Origin of the sequence: Variovorax sp. S12S4 (assembly GCF_023195515.1) — a bacterium.
Classification (GTDB): Bacteria; Pseudomonadota; Gammaproteobacteria; order Burkholderiales; family Burkholderiaceae_C; genus Variovorax.
This window is the reverse complement of the sequence record NZ_JALPKR020000002.1, coordinates 40,617-60,296: the sequence shown is the minus strand read 5'-3', so window position 1 is coordinate 60,296 and position 19,680 is coordinate 40,617. Positions and strand designations below refer to the sequence as shown.

Annotated in this window: 29 protein-coding genes; 7 read left to right on the top strand and 22 right to left on the bottom strand. The window is 64.0% G+C overall.

The genetic code is table 11. From position 1 onward, the window contains the following. The 11 genes from M0765_RS00575 to M0765_RS00525 all read right to left on the bottom strand — a co-directional run bounded on the left by M0765_RS00575 (window position 1) and on the right by M0765_RS00525 (window position 6,428). A complete protein-coding gene (locus tag M0765_RS00575) occupies window positions 1-483 on the bottom strand; it encodes a phage tail protein (RefSeq protein WP_258501395.1) in 483 nt (160 codons plus the stop codon). A 3-nt stretch (window positions 484-486) separates the two neighbouring features. Then, entirely contained in the window at window positions 487-1,008 is a 522-nt protein-coding gene (locus M0765_RS00570) for a DUF2514 family protein (RefSeq protein ID WP_258501393.1), read from the bottom strand. Further along, on the bottom strand, window positions 1,005-1,637 hold the full coding sequence (locus M0765_RS00565; RefSeq protein ID WP_258501392.1) for a glycoside hydrolase family 19 protein: 633 nt from the start codon (window positions 1,635-1,637) through the stop codon (window positions 1,005-1,007). Before M0765_RS00565 ends, M0765_RS00570 begins: the two co-directional genes overlap by 4 nt. After that, the gene (locus M0765_RS00560; RefSeq protein ID WP_258501391.1) at window positions 1,634-1,810 is read right to left on the bottom strand and encodes a hypothetical protein; all 177 of its coding nucleotides are present in this window, start codon (window positions 1,808-1,810) and stop codon (window positions 1,634-1,636) included. Before M0765_RS00560 ends, M0765_RS00565 begins: the two co-directional genes overlap by 4 nt. Beyond that, window positions 1,807-2,310: a hypothetical protein gene (locus M0765_RS00555; RefSeq protein ID WP_258501390.1), complete on the bottom strand. Its 504-nt coding sequence runs from the start codon at window positions 2,308-2,310 to the stop codon at window positions 1,807-1,809. The genes M0765_RS00560 and M0765_RS00555 overlap by 4 nt, the downstream gene beginning before the upstream one ends. After that, on the bottom strand, window positions 2,291-2,677 hold the full coding sequence (locus tag M0765_RS00550; protein ID WP_258501389.1) for a hypothetical protein: 387 nt from the start codon (window positions 2,675-2,677) through the stop codon (window positions 2,291-2,293). The genes M0765_RS00555 and M0765_RS00550 overlap by 20 nt, the downstream gene beginning before the upstream one ends. 7 nt (window positions 2,678-2,684) lie before the next feature. Continuing rightward, a complete protein-coding gene (locus M0765_RS00545; RefSeq protein ID WP_258501387.1) occupies window positions 2,685-2,897 on the bottom strand; it encodes a tail protein X in 213 nt (70 codons plus the stop codon). A 2-nt stretch (window positions 2,898-2,899) separates the two neighbouring features. Further along, window positions 2,900-3,397, bottom strand: a complete 498-nt coding sequence (locus M0765_RS00540) for a head completion/stabilization protein (RefSeq protein ID WP_258501386.1) — start codon at window positions 3,395-3,397, stop codon at window positions 2,900-2,902. 108 nt (window positions 3,398-3,505) lie between these two features. Beyond that, window positions 3,506-4,414, bottom strand: a complete 909-nt coding sequence (gene gpM / locus M0765_RS00535; RefSeq protein WP_258501385.1) for a phage terminase small subunit — start codon at window positions 4,412-4,414, stop codon at window positions 3,506-3,508. Window positions 4,415-4,520: 106 nt separating this feature from the next. Beyond that, window positions 4,521-5,531, bottom strand: coding sequence for a phage major capsid protein, P2 family (locus M0765_RS00530; protein WP_258501384.1), 1,011 nt, complete (start codon window positions 5,529-5,531; stop codon window positions 4,521-4,523). A 54-nt stretch (window positions 5,532-5,585) separates the two neighbouring features. Then, window positions 5,586-6,428, bottom strand: coding sequence for a GPO family capsid scaffolding protein (locus M0765_RS00525; protein ID WP_258501383.1), 843 nt, complete (start codon window positions 6,426-6,428; stop codon window positions 5,586-5,588). A gap of 295 nt (window positions 6,429-6,723) precedes the next feature. Between M0765_RS00525 and M0765_RS00520 the strand changes: the two genes are divergently transcribed. The 3 genes from M0765_RS00520 (at window position 6,724) to M0765_RS00510 (ending at window position 11,199) form a co-directional block, all read left to right on the top strand. Next, window positions 6,724-8,499 (top strand): terminase large subunit domain-containing protein, encoded by a 1,776-nt coding sequence (locus M0765_RS00520; protein WP_446751583.1) that lies wholly within the window; start codon window positions 6,724-6,726, stop codon window positions 8,497-8,499. Continuing rightward, on the top strand, window positions 8,496-9,569 hold the full coding sequence (locus M0765_RS00515) for a phage portal protein (RefSeq protein ID WP_446751525.1): 1,074 nt from the start codon (window positions 8,496-8,498) through the stop codon (window positions 9,567-9,569). Before M0765_RS00520 ends, M0765_RS00515 begins: the two co-directional genes overlap by 4 nt. 1,210 nt (window positions 9,570-10,779) lie before the next feature. Then, window positions 10,780-11,199, top strand: a complete 420-nt coding sequence (locus tag M0765_RS00510) for a hypothetical protein (RefSeq protein WP_258501381.1) — start codon at window positions 10,780-10,782, stop codon at window positions 11,197-11,199. A gap of 1,127 nt (window positions 11,200-12,326) precedes the next feature. Here the strand turns inward: M0765_RS00510 and M0765_RS00505 are convergent. From M0765_RS00505 to M0765_RS00480, 6 genes are read right to left on the bottom strand one after another with little or no spacing between them, the layout of a single operon-like run. Continuing rightward, on the bottom strand, window positions 12,327-12,572 hold the full coding sequence (locus tag M0765_RS00505) for a hypothetical protein (protein ID WP_258501380.1): 246 nt from the start codon (window positions 12,570-12,572) through the stop codon (window positions 12,327-12,329). A 9-nt stretch (window positions 12,573-12,581) separates the two neighbouring features. Then, on the bottom strand, window positions 12,582-12,800 hold the full coding sequence (locus M0765_RS00500) for a hypothetical protein (protein ID WP_258501377.1): 219 nt from the start codon (window positions 12,798-12,800) through the stop codon (window positions 12,582-12,584). Continuing rightward, the gene (locus M0765_RS00495) at window positions 12,787-13,134 is read right to left on the bottom strand and encodes a hypothetical protein (RefSeq protein WP_258501376.1); all 348 of its coding nucleotides are present in this window, start codon (window positions 13,132-13,134) and stop codon (window positions 12,787-12,789) included. The genes M0765_RS00500 and M0765_RS00495 overlap by 14 nt, the downstream gene beginning before the upstream one ends. Beyond that, a complete protein-coding gene (locus M0765_RS00490) occupies window positions 13,125-13,370 on the bottom strand; it encodes a hypothetical protein (RefSeq protein ID WP_258501374.1) in 246 nt (81 codons plus the stop codon). Before M0765_RS00490 ends, M0765_RS00495 begins: the two co-directional genes overlap by 10 nt. Beyond that, window positions 13,348-13,635 (bottom strand): hypothetical protein, encoded by a 288-nt coding sequence (locus tag M0765_RS00485; RefSeq protein WP_258501372.1) that lies wholly within the window; start codon window positions 13,633-13,635, stop codon window positions 13,348-13,350. The genes M0765_RS00490 and M0765_RS00485 overlap by 23 nt, the downstream gene beginning before the upstream one ends. 2 nt (window positions 13,636-13,637) lie before the next feature. Beyond that, entirely contained in the window at window positions 13,638-13,952 is a 315-nt protein-coding gene (locus M0765_RS00480) for a hypothetical protein (protein ID WP_258501371.1), read from the bottom strand. A gap of 38 nt (window positions 13,953-13,990) precedes the next feature. Here M0765_RS00480 and M0765_RS00475 point away from each other — a divergent pair, with 38 nt between their 5' ends. Beyond that, window positions 13,991-14,761 (top strand): SOS response-associated peptidase, encoded by a 771-nt coding sequence (locus M0765_RS00475; protein WP_258501369.1) that lies wholly within the window; start codon window positions 13,991-13,993, stop codon window positions 14,759-14,761. A 13-nt stretch (window positions 14,762-14,774) separates the two neighbouring features. Here M0765_RS00475 and M0765_RS00470 read toward each other — a convergent pair whose 3' ends face one another. From M0765_RS00470 to M0765_RS00460, 3 genes are read right to left on the bottom strand one after another with little or no spacing between them, the layout of a single operon-like run. Continuing rightward, a complete protein-coding gene (locus M0765_RS00470) occupies window positions 14,775-15,056 on the bottom strand; it encodes a hypothetical protein (RefSeq protein ID WP_258501367.1) in 282 nt (93 codons plus the stop codon). Window positions 15,057-15,058: 2 nt separating this feature from the next. Further along, window positions 15,059-15,304, bottom strand: a complete 246-nt coding sequence (locus tag M0765_RS00465) for a hypothetical protein (RefSeq protein WP_258501366.1) — start codon at window positions 15,302-15,304, stop codon at window positions 15,059-15,061. Next, on the bottom strand, window positions 15,301-15,483 hold the full coding sequence (locus M0765_RS00460; protein ID WP_258501365.1) for a DUF3606 domain-containing protein: 183 nt from the start codon (window positions 15,481-15,483) through the stop codon (window positions 15,301-15,303). Before M0765_RS00460 ends, M0765_RS00465 begins: the two co-directional genes overlap by 4 nt. Before the next feature lie 360 nt (window positions 15,484-15,843). Here M0765_RS00460 and M0765_RS00455 point away from each other — a divergent pair, with 360 nt between their 5' ends. From M0765_RS00455 to M0765_RS00445, 3 genes are all read left to right on the top strand, one after another. After that, on the top strand, window positions 15,844-16,125 hold the full coding sequence (locus M0765_RS00455) for a hypothetical protein (RefSeq protein ID WP_258501364.1): 282 nt from the start codon (window positions 15,844-15,846) through the stop codon (window positions 16,123-16,125). A gap of 280 nt (window positions 16,126-16,405) precedes the next feature. Next, entirely contained in the window at window positions 16,406-17,029 is a 624-nt protein-coding gene (locus M0765_RS00450; protein WP_258501312.1) for a hypothetical protein, read from the top strand. Window positions 17,030-17,063: 34 nt separating this feature from the next. After that, on the top strand, window positions 17,064-18,041 hold the full coding sequence (locus M0765_RS00445) for a magnesium and cobalt transport protein CorA (RefSeq protein WP_258501310.1): 978 nt from the start codon (window positions 17,064-17,066) through the stop codon (window positions 18,039-18,041). A 133-nt stretch (window positions 18,042-18,174) separates the two neighbouring features. Here the strand turns inward: M0765_RS00445 and M0765_RS00440 are convergent, their stop codons facing one another. Both M0765_RS00440 and M0765_RS00435 read right to left on the bottom strand, forming a co-directional pair. Next, entirely contained in the window at window positions 18,175-19,023 is an 849-nt protein-coding gene (locus M0765_RS00440; protein WP_258501308.1) for a siderophore-interacting protein, read from the bottom strand. Window positions 19,024-19,038: 15 nt separating this feature from the next. Then, the gene (locus M0765_RS00435; protein WP_126746121.1) at window positions 19,039-19,608 is read right to left on the bottom strand and encodes a PadR family transcriptional regulator; all 570 of its coding nucleotides are present in this window, start codon (window positions 19,606-19,608) and stop codon (window positions 19,039-19,041) included. Window positions 19,609-19,680 lie beyond the last annotated feature (72 nt).

The window sequence follows — 19,680 nt, the reverse complement described above, 5'->3', positions numbered from 1 at the left end:
TCAATCGTCCATGGTTTCGATGCGCCATTCAGCGGCGAGATCGGCGATGGTCTCCGACTCGCCTGGCACGGCCAGCAGCGGCTCGCCGATATGGCGCGTGGTCAGCCTGTTGACGCCGCCGACGGTCTCGCCCTTCACCGCGACCGTTTCGGTCAGGTCGATCTCGATACCGATGTCGGCGGTCTTGTGGTCGATGATTTCGGACTCGAATCGGAACGCCCTTTCCCGCCGCGCAGGGTTGTCGAAGATGTCGGGCTGAAAGCGCTTGAGCCACGCGACGACGGGGACCACGAGCACGTCGGTGCTGCCGGTCCAATCGGTGATCACGATGTTGAGCGTGTATCGGTATTCGAAGGACAGCGCCGGCGTCCCGGTGTGGACGATCTGGCCACGCTCGATAAAGACCGTGAGTCTTTCCGGGTTGGTGGCGAGGTCTGGGCAGGCGCGGGTGATGTAGTCGCGCAGCAGCTGCGGCTTCTTCATCGCTCAGGGCTCGGTCTTGGCGTCGCCGTCGGCAAGCGCTCGGTCGGCTCGGATGACATCGGCGAGTAGCTGGAGCTGCTGGTCTCGCTCGACAACAGTTGAGCGGAGCTGTTCAACCACTCGTCTGCCATCCGCAAGGCTGGCATCGAGTCGGGCCGCATGGCTTGCGAGACGATCACGCTCAGCTTCGCCGGCCTTGGACATAGCGCGGTATTGAAGGGCGCGGCCTTCGGCGGTGCGCTGCAAGCGCTCAGCACGAGCGATGCGCTCAGCAGCATCAGCAACGGCAGGCGCACGCGAGGTTTGGTAGTTGTCGACGGCATTGGTGATCTGATTGGCATGGGCGGTTTCCTCGGTGCGGCTGGTGGTGACCTGGGCCGTCTCGGCCTGGGCCTGCTGGGTGGTTGCGTTGTCCCATTTCTGCTGGACGCCGGCGGCACCGGCGCTGTGCCCTGTGCCGTAGCCAACCGCGCCCGCAGCGGCGGCGATGAGGACGGCCACTGCGGCCATGGTGAGCGTGTTCATGGGATCGAAGGCATGGAGAGCAGCGCTTCAAGGGCGCGGTTGCAACGCTCGACGCGATCCGCATGCCCCGCCATGGCGGAGCCGTTGATGCCGCGGGTGATGGCGTCGAGGTTCCAGCGGTCAGCCAGGTCGTTGAGGCCGTTGGCATGCCAGTACCACGCAGCGGTGAGCGTGGCGCCGGCGTGCTCGGCCACGATATCGGGCTGGTCTTCGCATGGCAGGCCCGTGCCCGCCGCGGCGCTGCGGTAGTTGCCGCGACCGGTGATCTGAATGAGGCCGCGGCCGCGGTAGGTCCACCCGTCGCCGGAATCCGCATTGCCGTTGCCGTTGCGGTTGGCATAGACGAGGTTGGCCAACGCCTTGGGTTGGCGGACGTAGGCGCGTGCGCGCTCAACCTGGCGCAGGGCGCTAAACATCTTCGCGATTCGGGTGGGGTCGGTGTAGTAGAGGTTTTCTTCGAGCCGAGTGAAGGCGCTGGACTCGTGGCCGCACTCGCCGATGAAAGCCGCCATGCGGCGCGGGGTGCTGATGTCGAAGCGCTCGAAGGCGGTGGCCATGTACGGCAAGAAGGCGCGCGCGACGGCCGGCGTGATGCCGGTGGCGATCAGTTGAGCGAGTGTGATGGTCATGGGGTGCCGCCAGCGCACTGGCCGTAGAGGCGCACGAGCTGCGCGGTGTATGCGTCGAGTTGCTGGGCGGTCGGCCGTGCCGGTGGTTCGGGCAGCAGGGGACAACGCGGCGAGTGAGTGGCACAGCCTGCAAGCTGAAAGGCCAGCAGGGCGGCCACGGCGAGGCGCTTCATTTCCGGTTCTCCTTCAATCGGCGGTTGGTTTCCAGAACCTCGCGGGTGGCGAGAGTGGCCGGTGCCGGCGCCGGCGCTGGGCGTGCCGCCTGGTGCGCGGTGCTGGCTGCTGCGCCTGCCTTCGCTGCGGCGGTAGAGGCTTTGTCCGCGGCCCTACCGGCACGCACGGCGGCGTCGTCGACCTTGCCCGCGGCCTGGCTCGCGGTGTTCGCGGCCTGCTGCGCGGTCTCGACCGCCTCTTCCACTTGGTTCGCAATCGGGCCGAGACGGCCAATCGCTTTGTCGAGCAGCCCCTGCAGGCGCTGGATCTCGGTCACGCGCTCGGCGCGTTCCTGCTGCACGCCGAGCCAGTGTCCGACGCCCATCCCTGCAACTGCGCCAGCCAGGCCGAAGCATGCGACGACGACGAGCATCAGAACGTGCTTGTTCCGGTCGATCCAGCGCGCGCGGCGGGCCTCTTTTTCGAGGCTGGCGAGCTGGCTATCCGTGATGGTTGCCATTGATCTGCCCCTTCATGAGTTCAAGCTCGTGCCGCACGCGTCCTAGTTCGGCTGTCATGGCCTGCAGCTGCCCTTCGAGTTTTCCGAGCGTCTGCACGGCATCCCGTAGTTCTCGTGCGAATTGATCGGCCCGCGTTTCTGCGGCAATCCGCGCTTCGCGTTCGGTCTTGAGCATTTCCTTGTAGACAGACAAGGCTTCGATCTGGCCGTCGGCATCGGCGCCGGATAGGCGTTGCTGATTGCGGGCGAGAAGCCAGTAGATGCCGGTGCCCAGGCCCAGGATGAGCAGGACAACGACGTAGCCGATAGGGCCGAACTTGGAGCCCGCGGCGTCGGCGATGGCGAGGGCGGTGGTGGCTTCTGGCATGGGTGAGTCAATCCCAGAGCTGCACCGTTTCGATGCGCGCGGTGTTGGTGGGGAGGTCGGGCAGGATGACCGCGCGGCCGAGCGGCAGGATCGGGCCGAGGTCGGCAAGACCGGGATTCATCCGATAGGCGGCCTCGGTGACGCCGGCCGTCGCGCCCAGGTGGCGTAGGCAGAGCAGATCTACCGTGTCGTTCTGCTGGGCGATGACGGTGCGTGGCATGGCTAGATCAGCTCAACGGTGAGGCGCGTGTGGCCGAGGATGTCGCGCACGGCCCATGTGGCATCTCGGCGGTACTGCTCGGCCTGGGTCTCGCGCGACTCTTCCTGATCGTCTTTTCGTGCGCGGCCGGTGGTGTCGTAGTCGCTGTAGCGCTCGATGAGGTTGGCCTTGGCGTGGCAGTACACGGCGCGGCGGTAGCGCTGGACGTTGACGGACTCACCATCGACCTGCAACGCGGGCACCGCGGCCAAGCTGGCGCGCCCTTCGTCCTGGCGGCTTTGCGCCCAGGTAGCGAGCAGGCCGACAGTGGTGGCGACAGCCTCCTGCACAGCAGGCAACAGGCGTTGCGGCGTGATGGTGCCGTCGAGGCGCATGGCGTCGCGAAGGGCGGCGAGGTCGACCGTGGGCCACCAATCGCCCGCCGATACCGTGCCCAGCGGCGCAGGGTCGCTGGGGGGCGTGGTGCGCACGAGCGGCGGGGCGGCGGCGATGAGGGACATGGTGGCTCGGTGTGTGTGTAGGTGGGCGGTGGCCGTGGCGCGAGTGGTGAGGCGTCAGCCTTTCACGTTGCGCCACGGGCCGCCCTGCACGTGGGGTGCTCGGTTGCGCTACTTGCGGGCCGCCGTCCTGCGTGGCTTGGCGCTGGCCTTGCCTGCGGCGGTGGAACGGGCTGTCTTCGTAGCGGGTTGTTGGGTGGCTGCTGCCGGCGGCTCGGCAGGCGGTTCGGTGTCGACCGCTTTGTCGGCCTTGGCAATCGCACGTTCGATGCGCTCGATGTCCTTTTTCACGCCGGCATTACTGTCGAGTTCCAGCGCGCGCTGCAACCGCGCGAGCGCTACCTGCAGAGCAGCGGGCTCGATGGCGGTGAGGTCAGGGTCTTCTGCGGTCTGCACTTTGCCGAGGGCCGCATAGGCGATGGCCTTTTGCAGCTTGGCGCGCGCCTGGTCGGGTGCGTCCTGGCTTTCGGTGAGCTTGTCGGCCTCGATGAGCAGGGCCGCCGCGTGCGCACGCGCAGCAGCTGGGTCGGCCGCGGCGTCGACGGTGGCAAGCTGCCGTGTACCGTCCGCGTCGACTTGCAATGCCCTCGGCGCCCATTGGCCTTTGAGGTAGGCGTTGGACAGTTCGTCGATGACGATGGCGGCCGGGCTGCGCTTGTAGTCGTCGGCCATGGGCATGCGGTGGCGGATGACGTATTCGGCTATCTGCAAGCCGAGTTCGTAGACGCCGGCGTCGAAGGCCCAGACCATGATCGTGGTCAGCACCTGATCCTGGGCGCCGGTGCCCTTGGTGATGGCCGTTTCGATCCAGTCGAAGTATTCGGGCAGCAGCTTGGCCTTGAGTTCCGCGCGACGCTCGTGCGACTGAACCTGCCCGATGCGACTCTTGTCTTGCGAGAGCTTGACGCGCATGAGGCCATAGGCGTCGCCTGTGAGTTCGGTGCCGTAGGGGCTGGCCTGCTGGGATTGCTCCTGCAGGATGCGTGCGCGGTGGCGCTGAGCGGGGCTGAGTGGGCGCATGGTCGGTGTCCTGATCTGATGTTGCTAAGGCGCGGGCCGGTGATGGCCCGCGCGGCGGCTTCGCGGCAGACGGATGTCTGCCTTTTGGCGTCAGCGTGGGCGTGTCTTAGGCTTGCAGCTCGATGTTTTCCACCAGCGCCGCGCGGCCGAGGTCTTCGACGACATACGCGTCGTTGCTCGACTCGTAGTTTTCGATGCGGTCTTTCTCGGGCACGTCTTTCAGGTTGCGCCGGCGGGCGTCGCGCTGCCAGTAGATCGACAGGTTGTCGAGCGTGGTGATGAGCACCTTGTTGGCCGGGAAGAAGGGCACCGTGACGGCCTTGATGCCGCCCACGCGTTTCTGGCTGATGACGATGTCGGCCGCCAGCATTTCGGTCGGCGCGTTTTCGGCGTTGACCATCGGGAAATACTTGTCGTGCATGAGGCTGCGGCCCACCACGGCGACGAGGCCGGGGTCTTGCTGGTGCCATTCGTCGAGCAGCGTGATGGCATCGAAGACGACGGCGTCGAGGTTGGCGTAGTCGCCGCCTGTGCCGACGATGATCTTGCCGGGCGTGGTGTCGCCGGTAGCGACGACGTTCTGCGGCGCGCTTTCACGCAGCTGCTGCAGCCATCCCTTGTTCACGTCCTGCAGCAGCGGGTTGTTGGCGAGATTGGTGGTTGCAGCGACGCTGGTGCCATTGAAGCCGATGGCGATGCGGTCGAGCGCCTGGCGACGGATGATGGCGTCGCGCACGCGGTTCTGGAAGTCGGGGAAGCCGGCCCATGCGTCGAGCGTGGCGTAGCGAATGAAGGTGTCGAAGTTGGTCTGAACGCACCGGTATTCGTTGCTGTCGAGCGCAACGACGTTGCGCGGCTGGCGGGTGCCGTTGACGCTGGTGTCGGTGCGGCTGGCGATGGGCCCCGAGACGCCGACGCCGACCTTGGCGCCGATTTGCTCGGTCACACCGATCAGGTTGATGCTCTGGAGGAACGAGCTCGACTCCTGCATCTTGGTTTCGAGGGTCTGCTGCACGCGCGGGACGACGTTGAAGCGCTCGGTGACGCTGGAAACGTCGTTGATCGTGGCCAGCTGAGCGAAGTAGCTGGTGAGTGCGAGGCGGGTTTCTTTACGCATGATGGTTGCTGCCTGTGGTGTTGCTGGAAGGGTTGAAGGCGCTGGCCGTGCGGGTCAGCAATCGGTCTTGACGGTGGCGCTGCCGCCGGTGGCCGGCGGACGCTTCGGATCGGCGGCGGTGGTGTCGAGCGCCGCATATTTGTCATGCATGTCCTTGAGCTGCTTTTGCAGCTCAGCGATGACCTGGTCGCTCGCGGACAGCTTCGCCGTGGTGGCCGTGACGTGCTCGGCGAAGGCGTCGCCGAGCTGGGTGAATCCCTCGCCCACGGCCGCGAAGCGCGCGTCGTCGGTCGCGGTCTTGGCGCCGAACTTGGCCAGGGCGCCAGCAATGACGGCGCGGAACTTGGCGACGGCGCCTTCGTCCTGTGCTTCCTCGAATTCGAGGGTGACTTCTTCGGCCGCGGTGAAGAGGTCATCGGGTTGGTCCTTGCGCGCGGCGAAGGGGTTGGCGTTCGGGTTCTTGGCCGCGAACTCCAGCATTTCCGTGCCCAGGCTCGCCGGGTTGTCGGTGACGGCCAAGCCGATCAGGTAGGCCTTGTCGGTGTCGGCGAATTTCGGCCGGACTTCGAGCGACGAATAGACCTTCTGCCGCTTCTTGTTGATGGCGATCAGTTCGTCGGTGGGGGAGATCTGCGCGAACAGCGCCAGCTTCTTCGTGCCGCCGATTTCGACTTGCTCGGTCTTCACCGCCAGCACGTCGCCGTAGGCACCGAACTCGCTGCTTGGACTGAATCCGCGGATGTGCTCCATGTTGATGCGAGCGCCGTAGACGTTCGGGTCGTAGGTGGCGGCGATCTGTTCCAGCATTGCGCGGTCGATGACGCGCCCGTCGCTGGTGGCGCCTTCGACGGCAACACGGAAGAACTTGGAAACCGGCTTTTTCGCGGTGGTGGTCATTGGCTTGGCTCGCTGCTGGTTGATGGGTTGCCGCAGGGTGTTGCGACGTGCAAGCCAATGGTGTCCGCGGTGCCGTGCGCGCTCAAGCCGCGCCGAATGTGGCAGTGGCGGGGACTGTTGAGGGTGATGGCGACGCTTCGCGCGCGCGGGCAACCTCGGCGGCATGCCCATCAAATCCGCTGCGCCCGGTCGTGTTGGCCGGGCCGTTTCTGCTGCCAAGAAAGTCGCGCCGCGCAAGCGTGTGCGAGCTGCTGGCGCTCATGTGGTGGCGAAACCTGCTGCCGTGTCAGGCAGCGTGACGGCGACTGAGTCGGGGCAGATTGCCACGTTGACGCCCGCGGCGCAACCCCGCACCGCGGCGCGCTTCCTCGCTTGGACAGGCTGGAAGGTCAAGCAGATCGCCGAGCACCTGGGCATACCCGCGTCGACCGTGTACGGCTGGAAGGAAGCGGACAAGTGGGATGACGCGCAGCCGCTCGACCGCGTCAATGGTGCGCTTGAGGTGCGGCTGATTCAGCTGATCCTGAAGACGGAAAAAACCGGCGGCGACTACAAAGAAATCGACCTGCTGGGCCGGCAGTTGGAGCGCACCGCACGCGTCGAGAAGTACCAGCAGACCGGCAAAGAGGGTGACCTGAATCCAGCGATTGCGGCACGCAATGCGGGCCCGAAGCGCAAACCCAAGCGCAACGAGTTCAGCGACGAGCAGGTCGCGTTGCTGGAAGAAAAACTGCGCGAGTCCAACTTCCCGTTTCATCAGAACTGGTTCGATCAGCAGCTGCAGCGCACGCGCCTGGTGCTCAAGTCTCGGCAGATCGGAGCCACCTTCTATTTCGCGCGTGAGGCCCTGTTGTCGGCGGCGCGGGAGGGGCGCAACAAGCTCTTTCTCTCGGCCTCGAAGGCGCAGGCTCACCAGTTCCGCAGTTACATCGTCGACTTTGCGAAGGAAGCCGATGTTGAGCTGAAGGGCGAAAACCTCAAGCTGTGGAACGGCGCCGAGCTGATCTTCCTGGGCACCAACGCGATGACGGCCCAGTCGTATCACGGCGACTTCTACTTCGATGAATTCTTTTGGGTTCCTCGCTTCAGAACCATCAACAAGCTGGCCAGCGCGATGGCCTCGCACAAGCATTGGCGAAAGACGTACTTCAGCACGCCATCGGCGATGTCGCACGAGGCCTATGGCTTTTGGACCGGTGACGACCGGAACAAGGGCCGTGCGAAGCGCGACCATGTGCGCATCAACACGAGCCACAAGGCGCTGCGAGGCGGCGTGCTTGGCCTGGATCGGAAGTGGCGCGACATCGTCACCGTGGAAGACGCGGTCGCGATGGGCTTCGATCTGTTCGACATCGCCGAGCTGCGCGAGGAATACAGCCTCGACGAGTTCGCGAACCTGTTCATGTGCCAGTTCATCGACGACAGCCTGTCGCTGTTCACGCTGGCTCAGATGCAGGCCTGCATGGTCGACAGCTGGGAGACCTGGGCCGACGTGAAGCCGCTGTGGCTGCGGCCCTACGCGCATAACCCTGTGTGGGTCGGCTATGACCCTTCGGACAAAGGCGACGCGGCGGCGCTGGTGGTAGTGGCCCCGCCTCGCGTGCCTGGCGGCAAGTTCCGCATCCTGCACCGCGAGCAGTTCAAGGGGTCGGACTTCGAGGCGCAGGCCGAGGCGATCCGCCGCATCACGCAGCAATACAACGTGGTTCACATCGGCATCGACAAGACAGGCCTTGGCGAAGGTGTGCACCAGATCGTGAAGAAGTTCTTTCCGCAGGTGAAGGGCTACCAATACAGCATCGAGGTGAAGCAACGCCTGGTGCTGAAAGCACAGCAGGTGATCCACAAGGGGCGACTCGAGTTCGATGCCGGATGGACCGACATTGCCGCGGCCTTCATGGCGATCAAGCGCGTGATGACCGCCAGCGGCCGGAACGTGACCTATGACTCTGGCCGATCTGAAGAGACCGGCCACGCAGACCTGGCGTGGGCAACGATGCACGCGCTGGATAACGAAACGCTGGCCGGCGACGTGGTCGGCGGCAGTTCCCGCATGGAGATTTTTGAATGAGCAAACGCAAGGCCAGCAAGGTCACACAAGGGCGCGCGGTGGCCCTCACTCGCACGCCACCCGTGGTGCCGTCGACCGCGTTGATGACGCAAGGCGATGGCGGCGCGGTCGAGGCGTTCAGCTTCGGCGACCCCGAGCCCGTGAGCCGGCTGCAGCTGCTCGACTATGTCGAGAGCATGTTCAATGGCCGCTGGTACGAGCCGCCTCTGCCTTGGGAGGGGTTGGCCAACGCGTTCCGGGCATCGCCGCACCATGGTTCGGCGATCTTCCTGAAGCGGAATCTTCTGAAGTCGATGTTCGTGCCGCACCCGCGGCTGTCTAGCGCGACGTTTGGGGCCTGGGCGCTGGACTTTCTTGTTTTCGGGAATGGCTACCTCGAACAGCCGCGCGCCTTCACCGGCCGGGCCATGGCGTTGCAGCACTCGCTGGCCAAGTACACGCGGCGCGGGCAGGAGGATGGGCGCTATTTCTTTGTGCGCAGCTGGCAGGAAGAGCACGAATTCCGGCAGGGGTCGGTGTTCCATCTGCGCGAGGACGACATCAATCAGGAGATCTACGGCCTGCCCGAGTACCTGAGCGCGCTGCAGTCCGCCTGGTTGAACGAGGCCGCGACGATGTTCCGGCGCAAGTATTACGCGAACGGCTCGCATGCCGGATTCATCTTGTACCTGACCGAGGGCCAGGTCGACAACGACGATGCCGAGGCGTTGCGCAAGGCACTGAAGGACTCGAAAGGGCCGGGTAATTTTCGCAATCTGTTTCTGCACATGCCCGGTGGCAAGTCCGACGGGTTGAAGCTGATTCCGGTCAGCGAGGTGGCGGCGAAGGACGACTTCGCGGCGATCAAGAACGTCAGCAAAGACGACGTGCTTGCTGCTCATCGCGTGCCGCCTGGACTGCTGGGCATCGTGCCCACCAACGCCGGCGGCTTCGGCAACGCACCCGACGCGCTGCGCGTGTTCGTCGACAACGAGATCCGACCGTTGATGCAGCGATTCCGTGAGTTGAACGCCTGGGCAGGGGACGAACTGGTGCGGTTCACCGATCCGCCGGCGGCGGCCGAAGCCTGACTCTAGGCGCGACCTCAGCCTTTCCTGGGTGGTCTTCCATCTATCGCGTCGGTGGCGGCGCGGGCCTTATAGGCCCGACTGGTCCGCTGGGCCCATGTTTCTTCGCGAGACTATCAAGAGTCGATGGAAACTGAACGACAGGCATGTCAGGATTCATTAGCTTGGCATCGAAGTCGCAAAACGGCCGACAGCACATTGGCAGCGTACACGACGGCGGCGGCGGAGGCGGAGGCGGCGGGGGGGCATAGGCGGATCTGGCCAGGGCTTTGGCGGAGGGTCCGGCTCGGGGTCCTTGTCTTTTGCCCAAGGGCTCTCCGCCCCTACGCCTACGAGCTTGCCATTCACGTAGTAGCCAAAGCGAGTGCCTTGCTTGTTTGGCACGACTACCAACCCGGGGTATGTGCCAGACGTAGAAGGAACGCTGGGTCTGGTTTGCGCCTGAGCAGCGCTCGCGATGACCAACGTGGCAAGAACCAGCGCTTTCCTCATCCCGTTCTCCTCAGTGCCGAAGACGGGAGAGTATTGAACGCTTCGGCTCGGCTGTCTACTTTCAGCCTCTCCTGACCGGATCGTCGTCCAGTGCTCCCGCCCTTGCCGGCGTGTCCAAAGCGTCTCCACGGGCCGGCTAAGCCCCTTGCCGCCTCCCCGCAAGGCCGAGGCACCCTGCCCGTCGGCCCGTCGGCCCGACGCTGCCTGCGCCCGCCGGCGCGCGGTCTAACCCCCACCGAGCCCGCGCGCTTCGGGTAGTTGTTTTTACGACTTGGTCGGCGAGTGTCGCCCCGCGCCAGCTCTGGCGTGGCGGCGCGCCATGGGGGTGTTTTGTTACGAGCTTTTACGGATTTGTGTGCTCTTTTGCGCGTCGTGCTTGAGCTTCAGGTACGGCGAAAGCAGTCGATCTAATTTGCGCTGCGGCACGGTCATCTCTTTGAAACGTCGCGCCACCGGGGGTCACTTCAATGTGAAACCTATGACCCACACCGCCGAACTACGTGCGGTCCGCGAGAGCGCTGTCTCGGCCCGAGACTTTCACGGCCGCGCACGGCATGTGCCGCGAAGGCACGAATGTTTCGCCTGACCGCAGAACATTTGACTGTTCAGATGAACGGTGGGCGCACCCATCGCCCGTGTCGCCCGCGCTTTGAGATTCCCTTTAGAGCGTATGCTTTGGTCCCGAAGTTCACACTGAAATTCGGTCTCAAGGAGTCAAGATATGCTGAACCTGGAACTGCAAGAGGCAATTTCAACAACGCTGGAAGCGCGTAGCAAGAAGGTCTTGAATCGCAATGCCTGGGTTGCTTTCGCGGGCGTATTCTCAGACCCGGTCGGCGCACTGGGGAAGTTGTTCTTGGGACGTGGTGAAGCGCTGGAAGCGGAGGAGGGCCGGATCAAGCAAGACATCGCTTTGGATTTGCTCTGCAAGATCGACGAGGCAATTTCTAGTGCGCTCCGAGAGTCAAGCGAAAAGGGGATCTCTCTGGATGGCTTGATCGAGGCAGTCGGCCATGGTTCGGGCTCCGTTACTGGCCTGGACATCAGTCCTGACGCGAAGAACATCCAGATCAAACCCGGAACCAAAGTTTCCGCGACTTCGCATGGATCTGGATCAGTAACTGGGATGCGGATTGGTTGAGATGACGACGGCCGCGTCATTGACCTTTGGAAGTTTTTGCCCCCGCTGCAAAACAGTGGTGGGTGTGAATGCGTCGACTCGAGCGTCCAACCGCTGCCCAATGTGTTCGGGCCAACTTGTCCCCAATCTTGGGCAAACGGGCGTAGAAACTACGGTTGTTGCAAATTTCGAATGTGGGCACTGTGGCTTTCGAGCAGGCTTACTTTCGAGCGCTGGTAGGTCGTCCGCACGTCCCTTTACGTGCCCGAAGTGCAGGAAAACTCCATAGCAATTGTTTGTGACGCCATCGACCTCGGCGCCGGAGTGACCTTCGCCGAGCTCGTGCAGACGTCTGCACCGAGAGGCGGCGAAGCGCGCCCCTGAGAAAAGTCAGATTGCATTTGGCGCACCTGAGCGCCGCCGAGGATAAGCTATGACCCTCTCGGCCGAAGACACCGTGTCCCACCCGGCCCAACGCTGGACCTGGAGGATTCGATGGAGTTCCGACTTACGTATGAGGGTGAGCTGAAGCATCGCAGTGATGCGAACCACAAGCATGAGATACGGAAGGTGTTTCACGCCCAACTGAAGAGGCTTTGGCAGATTTCCCCGGACCTAAGTAGCTGGGATTTGGAGGGACAGAACCTTTCCCCACCGCACTCCAGGATAGAACAGCTCGGGGAGAGGTTTCCGTTGGACAACTATAGATTTGTCCCGCTAGTCGCTGAGTCGTTCGCCGTGGTGTTGTCCTTGGATATTTTGATGCTACGGGCCGGCGACCCGGGCCAGGTCGTACAACACGCTGATCTGGACAACCGACTGAAAACTCTGCTTGACGCCTTGCGGCGTCCTACCCAGAGGCAAGAGTTGGGGCGCTATTTGGAACCGGACCAAGACGAGAGGCCATTCTTTTGTCTCATGGAAGACGATAGGCTGGTCGGCAACATCTCGATTACAACTGACCGGCTCTTGGCGCCGCCTTCGCCAGAGCGTGACTACGGCGCGCAGCACGATTGCAGGCTCGTGATTGGAGTCAAGATTCAGCGCTATTCGGCTCGCGCTTTTTCGCCCTTCTGGATTTGATGCGTTCTCCAATAGATACCGGAGTGCGCAGTCGGCTCTGCGAGCCTGCCGGCAGCGGGGCGCTCTTACTGCAGCGAAACTTCTGAACCGTCGCCATTGACCATCACGCCAGGCGTGCCCTCAGCGATCTCGACCGGCACGTCCATGTGGACGCTGCCGTCCACGTTGTGGCCGCCAATGCCCATGAGGCGGCTCTCGACGTATGCCTTGTGCTGTGCCGACGTGATAATGAATTTTTTGGGGTAAGCGTTGCCGTTTGCCTTCCAGTGCTTGATGAGCGCATCGGTCATCGAGAGGTAAAGATTTGCCATCGTTTCGACTCAGGTGGCTGCGCGCTCGCGCAGGATCTCGACAGGGCCGATGCCGCTGTAGACGATCTCGTTGGTCTTCAGCGAGGTGACTGTCCAGCGGTCGCCGGGCGTCACCTTGTAGTCGCCGGGTGCCATTGGCAGCTCGCGGTCTTCGTGCACGTTGCTGCCCAGCCAAGATGGCGTGCGCAGGATGGTGGCGGGCTCGGGGAAAAATTCAGTTTGGCTCATGGTTTATTGTCGCGGCCGCTTCCAGCAACTTTTGCGCGAGGGAGTCGGGCAGGCTGTGCACCTCGCAGTACCAGACTTGATAGCACCAGCGCCCGTTAACGAACTCCGTCCCTGCAAAGCTGATGGTGCCCAATGCGCAGGCGACCACTTCGGGGCGCCAAAGGATGCCCAGCGGTGGCGGAAAAGTGTCTGGGCGTGCCTCCCATAGGCCGAGTTGAACCCTGCCTTCCACTGTCTGCATGGTCAGCATGCCGCACACACACGGCTGGTCGAAGAACTCACGCTTGCTCAAACGCGTGCCGCCGCGATATCGAGGCCTCATGCTCACTCGCATGGTGTGTCCTCTGCGGAAGCCGGCAGCAGCTCTGGCATTTCGTGCATGACCGCCCGGATGTGGTCGCCGGCGTTGCGGTCCCAGTCCCCATAGAGGTCGCCGATGCGTGCACAGCGGCCCGCCACGCAGTCGGCAAACTCCCGAAGAGAAGGGCGCATCGGCTCGCCGGGGCCGAGTTCACCGACCCTTCGCGCCATTTCGAGCAACTCGTCTTCAATCGTTGCGCCAGCGCCCATCTTCGAACCTCCAGCCGGGCGGGACCGTAGCCCCCGGCGTCATCCACGCCGGCGTGTTCACGCCGAGGACGAGTTCCTCCTGCGGTGCTTCATCGACGCGCGCGACCTCCTGCGCGACCGCGGCCGGGTCCTCGTGACCTCTGCTCTCGTAGAGTTCCCACGCCTCATCCCAGATGTCATCAGCGGCGAGCCGCGGCTCAATTTCGAGCATCGCGGCGACGTACCTGTCGAACCAGTCCTGGCGCAGCACCTTCATTTTGCTCATCGTCATCTCCGGTGGACATCCAACAGCGTGCAATCCCACTCCTGCACACACCAGCACAGCTCGGGCGTGATTTCCCAGCCCATGAAGCGGATCACGTCGCCCGAGACCTCCGTCACCCTGGCTTCGAAAAGCTCGGGCCCCGGAAAGTGAAGTCCCGGGTGGCCTTGCCGAGGCTCCAAATGGACCGTGAGATACGGTACTTGGCGGTCCCAGACCATCTTTCGCATGGTCGTCAGGTCGCCAGTGAACCCCTCGGTCTTTCGGAAGCGGGCGATGAAACGGCCCGCCTGTCGGCGCAGCTCAACTCGGACTCTCATGCTGGATAAATATACAGTACTTTGAACTACGTGGCGACGTGGACATCGGCAGCTCGCCACGCCCAAAATGCGCCATGTGCTCCCACTACCAAGCCGAAAAGCGACGCCGCCAGCTGGAGAAAATGGGCGTCAAGTTGCCGCCCCACTGGGTGCCGCCGCCGGGCGGCATGCACATCTATCCAACTCAGATGGCCCCGTTCATCCGTCGGCCACCCGAGCGGGCGTCAGGCGACGAGGCCGTGCCGGATCTGGAGCTGGTCGATGGACGCTTCGGCCTGTTGCCTGGCTTCGCCAAGGACGCGAAATACGGCCTGCGGACATACAACGCTCGCACCGAGACGGTCGCGCAGCTGGCAAGCTTCAAGAACGCGTGGGCGAAGCCGCGGCACTGCATCATTCCCTGCGAGGCAATCTATGAGCCGGATTGGCGGCCTGGCAAAGCTATCCCCACGCGGTTCACCGCCGCCAACGACGACGCCATCGGCGTGGCCGGCCTTTGGTCGCCGTGGAAGAACCCGGCGACAGGTGAATGGGAGTCGAGCTTCACGATGCTCACGATCAACGCCGATACGCACCCGCTCTTCATGCACATGCACCGGCCAGACCCGAAGCGGCCACCCCACATGCAGGACAAGCGCATGGTCGTGATCCTGCCGCCGGCTCAGTTCGAGCCCTGGCTCGACGCCACGCCGCAGGAATCCTTCGAGTTCATGCGCCAGTACCCGGCCGAGCGCCTGGTTATGACTCCAGAGCCTCTCCCACCCAAGAAGGCCGCCGCTGAGCCTCCAGAAGATCAATTGCTGCTGTGAGCAGCCGGTCGGATCAGTGCAAGCCGGTCTTGGGGTCCAGTGCCGGCCCCTCGGATGGCTCCGCTTCCGTTTCCGGAAACTCATAGCTCAGCGTCGCGAACGCCACGAGAGCCGACTCGCGCGGCGGGCGATCGCTGTTCAATGGGTAGAGGGTCGCGGCAAATCCAGCGAGCCATTCATGGTCGACCATCCCTTCGCACAGCTCCTGAAACTCTCTCGAAAATTCGAGCCACCACGCTTCTTGGTCCGTCAGGACGTCGCCGGCGATGACGATGGGGTTGTCCGGCTTCCACATGGTCAACCCACTGGGCTCGCATCTTCGTCGTCGTCTGCAGTCCGCGGGCCGATGCGTTCGTCTGGCACATAGCCCAGCAGTGCTGCCGTGCCGGCCTGGAACGCGTCGATCCACATCTCGGTGGGCTCATCAGCCGATTCAAGTTCTAACCATTGGCTGGCGTCGTCGCCTTCCTCCATGAGCACCCAATAAAAGTGGCCGGGGTCGGGTTCGTCGACGTGGAGGGCGATTCGTCGGAGGTGGGTCACTTTGGCCTCTCGGCGAGGTACTTCCGCACGGCATCTGCAGAGTTGCCGACCGTCTGCACGGCGAATCGAAGTTGATCTTCCGTGCAGCCGAGGCTATCGGTCCATGAACGAACCTCGTGCGGCTCGTCGAGGGAGATGAGTTTGCGATCCAGTCCGGTCTTTTTCGGGTCGTCAGCCATGTTTTGCTCCTGATGGCGCAGCGCCAAACGGGGCGCGCTGTACGCACAATCGCCCCGTCGAAGCACTGGGGCCGTAACCAGTTGCCGTTTCTTCCTGACAGTGGCTCTCCTACGTCGCGCTGGCCATCGGCTCGCCAAGGGCGATGATCGAAGAAGCCGGCCGCGTCTGACACGTGGGACCTGTTTCGCCTTTTAGGGTGTCGGTGCCCCAGGGGTTTTTCGTTCATTGCTGGGGCCGTTGATGTTGCGACACACGACGATTCCGCCCGGCTGTGCGCCGGGCATTTTTTTGCTGGCAGCGGCGCAGACTTTCGCGCCTGTCCGACACCGATCCGTCGAAAGCTGCCGGAGCATGCGGCCATGCCTGACCTCCGCAGAATCGCCGTCACCGTCGTCGAGGAAGAAGAGGGCGCCTACCGCTGGCGTCTGATCGAACAGTACGGCGAGGACTGGCACGTGCTCAAGCAGCAATCGAGGTCGATGGGCACCTACAAAGCCGCCATGGCCGCCGGCCTGCTTGAGCTGCAGAAGATGATCGACGACCTCGACGTGGGACCGCGCGAGGAAGAGCCCGAGCACGTCAAAACGAAGAAGAGCGGACCTGTCTTCGGCTTCGGTTTTGGACTGCCGAAACTCGGCTGATCGCTCGCATTTGGCCGATGCAATTCGGCGTAACTTCTAGCGTTGCTTTTCGCCCGACCTCTCGGTTTTCCCTAGAGCAAACGCCCCGCCATCATGGGCGTGTGGCCTGAGAAGTCGCTGGTCGAGGGGGAGGGTTGGGCAGTCGTCGTTTTCACTCGGGCGATTATCGGGGACGAGCGAGCGGCAAGCCGGTGCACATTGCGGCGGTTGCGGCCGGCCGGCGCGCACCCGCCGCTCTAAAATCCGCCGACGCAAACCCCGCGTGAAGAACAAGGCGCCCATGGCTCACCCGGATGAATTCAAAGGCCCTGAAGCGGACGCGCTGCCCGACACCGCCACCTTGCCCGCAGAGTTTGCCGCGTTGTACCTCTGCATGTCGCCTGCCCAGCTTGCCGACTTGCGCAAATCGAAGCGGCCCGACGGGCGCGCAGGCAACGGCCCGCCCGTCATCAGGCCGGTGGAAGGCGGTGCAGCCGGGCCGAAAGACCCGCTGCTCTACACGCTCGGCACATTGCGCAGCTTTGCGAAGGCCCACACCGCCCCAACGGCGTTCGACACCGCGTTGAACTCCGGAATGCTGGGCTGGGTGTCCGCCAAGCTGCCGTTCTTTGCCGAGCTGGAACCCCGCGTCAAGCGCGGCAGGCGAGTGCTCATCGGCGGCGCCTGGGACCGGGCCGACCCCCTGCGCGAGAAGCGCTTCACGGAACTGGCAAAGGGCCGCATCCGCTTCACATCGTTGACCTGCGCCGAAGCCGCAGCCAGCCTGTGGGCCGACGTTGCAAGCCACTCTGCGTTGGCCGAGAAAGGCCTGGCGCTGCTCAAGAGCGAGACGCAGGCCATCGAAGCTTCGCTGGCCGCCACCGCGGCGCTGGCGGCCGCTTCGAATCCGGCCGCGGCGGCCTGACTCCGATTCAAAGATTGACCATGGACGAGTACCGATGCTGATCAACTGCGTGGCCTACGAAAACGGCGCCAAGCTCGCCGACATCCCGGTCGAGGACATCAGCGAATACATCACCCGCCCCGGCTGCTTTGTGTGGGTGGCGCTGAGCGACGCCACGCCGGAAGAGCTGGCGCAGATGAAGGACGAGTTCAACCTGCATCCGCTGGCGGTCGAAGACGCCCATCACGGCCACCAGCGCCCCAAGGTCGAGGAGTACGGCGACTCGCTCTTCGTGGTGATGCACCTCGTCGAGCCCTCTACCGAAGGCGCTCATTGCGTGAACGTGGGAGAGGTCGACGTGTTCGTCGGCAAGAACTACGTGCTTTCAGTGCGCAACCGCAGCCAGCAGGGCTTTCTGGGCGTGCGCGAGCGCTGCGAGCGCGAGCCCGACTTGCTCCGCAACGGCGCGGGCTTTGTGCTCTATGCGCTGATGGATGCGGTGGTCGACCGCTACTTTCCGGTGATCGACGCGCTCGAGGTGGAGCTTGAATCCATCGAGCAGCAGATCTTTACCCAGGGCGGCGCGGCGCGCGACAAGATCAAGCAGCTTTATGACCTGAAGCGGCGCAGCATGATCCTCAAGCGCGCGGTGGCTCCGCTGACCGAGGCGGCCGGCAAGCTGCACGGCGGACGCGTGCCGCAGATCTGCGTGAGTTCGCAGGAATACTTTCGCGACGTGGCCGACCACCTGGTGCGCATCAACGGCTCCATAGACGCGATGCGCGACACCATTGGTACGGCCATTTCGGTGAACCTGTCGATGGTCACCATCGAAGAGAGCGAAGTGACCAAGCGGCTTGCCGCCTGGGCCAGCATTTTTGCGGTGTGCACCGCGTTTGCCGGCATCTGGGGCATGAACTTCGAGCACATGCCAGAGCTGAAACTTCGCTACGGCTATGCGGCCGCGCTGGTGCTGATGGGCGGCACCTGCAGCTATCTTTACTACCGCTTCAGGCGCGCCGGCTGGCTCTGAATTTCTTTCTCCCTCCCCTTCCGGGGAGGGCAGGGGTGGGGGCAGGCGGCGTATCGAGAGCAGCGAACGCTTGATATGCCACGTGCCCCCATCCCAACCTTCCCCGGAAGGGGAAGGAGCAAAACCAAGGCGCTTACTCGTCGTGCGTGTCGTGCGTAGCCACGGCACCGCGGCGCCAGTAGCCTGACGCGCGAACCCACTTCGGATTGGCGCCGCGCTCGCCCACCAGGTGCGCGCGCAGGGCCTTCGCAATGGCCGACTCGCACCCCACCCAGGCGTGAAAGTCGCCGGCCGGCAGCTTCATTGCCTTGAGTGCATCGAGCAGCACCGGGCTCAGCCCCGGTTCAGCGCCCTTGCGGTGCACCCATTGCAGCGTGAGCTCGGCCTGCGTTTCGAACGGCACCTGGTCCGCCTCGCTGTCTACCTCGGCCAGCACCACCACGCGCGCACCGGCCGGCAACTCGGCCAGGCGCCGTGCGATCGCGGGCAGGGCGGTGTCGTCGCCGATGAGCAAGTGCCAGTCGAAATCGGTCGGCACGATGAACGAGCCGCGCGGCCCGCCCACGCCGAGCATGTCGCCCGGCTTGGCCCGTTCGGCCCATTGGGTGGCCGGGCCGGCTTCGTGCAGCGCAAAGTCGAGCTCCAGCGTGTTGGCCTGTGCGTCATACCGGCGCGGCGTGTAGTCGCGCATGGTCGGCCGGCCGCTTGCGGGCCACACCGGGCCGTCAGGCCCCACGGTAGGCAGCGTGAGCTTGCCGGTTGCGGCATCGGGAAAAAAGATCTTCGCGTGGTCGTCGAAGCCCAGGCTCGTAAAGCCCGCAAGGTCATCGCCGGTGAGCGTGACGCGGATCAGGTGCGGCGTGACGCGCTGCACCGTTTTTACCGTGAGCTGCCGAAAACGAAGCTCGTGCCGCACGCGGCGCGGCGTGCGGTCGGGCGGGGAAGAAGAAGCGGGAGATGTGTCGGTCGAGAAGTCGGTCATTTCAGAAAAAGCTTTCTAGATGCGTTCCAGTTGCTGGGCGGCGCTGTCGAGCACCGCGGCGAAATCGTGGGCTTGTTGTTCTGTGAGGGGCGGGCCCGAAAGGCGCATGCGCATGGCGAGCTTCAGGTTCTCAATAGCGCGCGTCACCTGCGGCGGGCGCCCGCCGCGCGGGCCGGCACCGTCTACGCCGCCGTTCATGCGGGCCATCATCGCGTCGGCCGTGTCGCTGTTGGCGGCCAGAAACTCCTGGCCGCTGGCCGTGATGCTGTAGCGCTTGCGCCCGCCGGTGTCGGCAGTTTCCACGCTCAGGTAGCCCATTTCTTCGAGCAGCGTGAGCGTGGGGTACACCACGCCGGGGCTCGGCGCATAGCTGCCGCCCAGGCGGTCTTCAATGGCCTTGATGAGTTCGTAGCCGTGGGCCGGCTTGTCGGCAATGAGCCGCAGCAGCACAAAACGCAGGCCGCCATGGCCGAACACCCGCCCGCCGCCGCGCCCGCCACGGCCACCCGAAAGGCCGTCTTCGTGCTCGCCACGGGGCGTGTGGCAGTGGTGGTGATGGTGGTGGCCGAAGTGGGGGTGTCGCATATCGATGTCCTCTCGAAGTATGTCGAAATTATTTTCGATATATCTAAAAAAGTCAAACGACTGTGCCTGCCG

Coding starts and splice junctions, on each gene's coding strand:
- M0765_RS00575 (WP_258501395.1), bottom strand. CDS start 483: ATGAAGAAGCCGCAGCTGCTGCGCGACTACATCACCCGCGCCTGCCCA.
- M0765_RS00570 (WP_258501393.1), bottom strand. CDS start 1,008: ATGAACACGCTCACCATGGCCGCAGTGGCCGTCCTCATCGCCGCCGCT.
- M0765_RS00565 (WP_258501392.1), bottom strand. CDS start 1,637: ATGACCATCACACTCGCTCAACTGATCGCCACCGGCATCACGCCGGCC.
- M0765_RS00560 (WP_258501391.1), bottom strand. CDS start 1,810: ATGAAGCGCCTCGCCGTGGCCGCCCTGCTGGCCTTTCAGCTTGCAGGC.
- M0765_RS00555 (WP_258501390.1), bottom strand. CDS start 2,310: ATGGCAACCATCACGGATAGCCAGCTCGCCAGCCTCGAAAAAGAGGCC.
- M0765_RS00550 (WP_258501389.1), bottom strand. CDS start 2,677: ATGCCAGAAGCCACCACCGCCCTCGCCATCGCCGACGCCGCGGGCTCC.
- M0765_RS00545 (WP_258501387.1), bottom strand. CDS start 2,897: ATGCCACGCACCGTCATCGCCCAGCAGAACGACACGGTAGATCTGCTC.
- M0765_RS00540 (WP_258501386.1), bottom strand. CDS start 3,397: ATGTCCCTCATCGCCGCCGCCCCGCCGCTCGTGCGCACCACGCCCCCC.
- gpM (WP_258501385.1), bottom strand. CDS start 4,414: ATGCGCCCACTCAGCCCCGCTCAGCGCCACCGCGCACGCATCCTGCAG.
- M0765_RS00530 (WP_258501384.1), bottom strand. CDS start 5,531: ATGCGTAAAGAAACCCGCCTCGCACTCACCAGCTACTTCGCTCAGCTG.
- M0765_RS00525 (WP_258501383.1), bottom strand. CDS start 6,428: ATGACCACCACCGCGAAAAAGCCGGTTTCCAAGTTCTTCCGTGTTGCC.
- M0765_RS00515 (WP_446751525.1), top strand. CDS start 8,496: ATGAGCAAACGCAAGGCCAGCAAGGTCACACAAGGGCGCGCGGTGGCC.
- M0765_RS00510 (WP_258501381.1), top strand. CDS start 10,780: ATGCTGAACCTGGAACTGCAAGAGGCAATTTCAACAACGCTGGAAGCG.
- M0765_RS00505 (WP_258501380.1), bottom strand. CDS start 12,572: ATGGCAAATCTTTACCTCTCGATGACCGATGCGCTCATCAAGCACTGG.
- M0765_RS00500 (WP_258501377.1), bottom strand. CDS start 12,800: ATGAGCCAAACTGAATTTTTCCCCGAGCCCGCCACCATCCTGCGCACG.
- M0765_RS00495 (WP_258501376.1), bottom strand. CDS start 13,134: ATGCGAGTGAGCATGAGGCCTCGATATCGCGGCGGCACGCGTTTGAGC.
- M0765_RS00490 (WP_258501374.1), bottom strand. CDS start 13,370: ATGGGCGCTGGCGCAACGATTGAAGACGAGTTGCTCGAAATGGCGCGA.
- M0765_RS00485 (WP_258501372.1), bottom strand. CDS start 13,635: ATGAGCAAAATGAAGGTGCTGCGCCAGGACTGGTTCGACAGGTACGTC.
- M0765_RS00480 (WP_258501371.1), bottom strand. CDS start 13,952: ATGAGAGTCCGAGTTGAGCTGCGCCGACAGGCGGGCCGTTTCATCGCC.
- M0765_RS00470 (WP_258501367.1), bottom strand. CDS start 15,056: ATGTGGAAGCCGGACAACCCCATCGTCATCGCCGGCGACGTCCTGACG.
- M0765_RS00460 (WP_258501365.1), bottom strand. CDS start 15,483: ATGGCTGACGACCCGAAAAAGACCGGACTGGATCGCAAACTCATCTCC.
- M0765_RS00455 (WP_258501364.1), top strand. CDS start 15,844: ATGCCTGACCTCCGCAGAATCGCCGTCACCGTCGTCGAGGAAGAAGAG.
- M0765_RS00450 (WP_258501312.1), top strand. CDS start 16,406: ATGGCTCACCCGGATGAATTCAAAGGCCCTGAAGCGGACGCGCTGCCC.
- M0765_RS00445 (WP_258501310.1), top strand. CDS start 17,064: ATGCTGATCAACTGCGTGGCCTACGAAAACGGCGCCAAGCTCGCCGAC.
- M0765_RS00440 (WP_258501308.1), bottom strand. CDS start 19,023: ATGACCGACTTCTCGACCGACACATCTCCCGCTTCTTCTTCCCCGCCC.
- M0765_RS00435 (WP_126746121.1), bottom strand. CDS start 19,608: ATGCGACACCCCCACTTCGGCCACCACCATCACCACCACTGCCACACG.